We start from the raw sequence: 279 nt of genomic DNA on the forward strand, positions 1-279 counted from the left end.
TGACCTGGGCGCAGCTCGGCCGTCACGCGAAGCCAATGGTCTTTGCCAATATCAACGGTTTCTGGAACCCGATGCTAGAACTCGTGCAACATATGCGCGACCAGGGCTTCATCCACCGTGCGCATCTTCTCAATCCGCTCATCATTGACGAGGTGAAGGACATCGTCCCCGCCATCATCGACCGCGCGCTGGCCCAGCAGAACCCTGAAGGCGACCCTTCGGTGATTTCGCGCCTGTAGGCCCGGCGATTGTTAACGGCCGCTCGGGCGGCTCGTTACA

1 protein-coding gene is annotated in these 279 nt (G+C 60.2%); it reads left to right on the forward strand.

The window, feature by feature from the left end; genetic code table 11:
• The coding region (locus EN804_RS36810; protein ID WP_189602252.1) for an LOG family protein at nucleotides 1-239 on the forward strand (239 nt) is incomplete at its 5' end.
• Nucleotides 240-279: the final 40 nt, after the last annotated feature.

It is taken from the genome of Mesorhizobium sp. M8A.F.Ca.ET.161.01.1.1 (genome assembly GCF_004792105.1).
Taxonomy (GTDB): Bacteria; Pseudomonadota; Alphaproteobacteria; order Rhizobiales; family Rhizobiaceae; genus Mesorhizobium.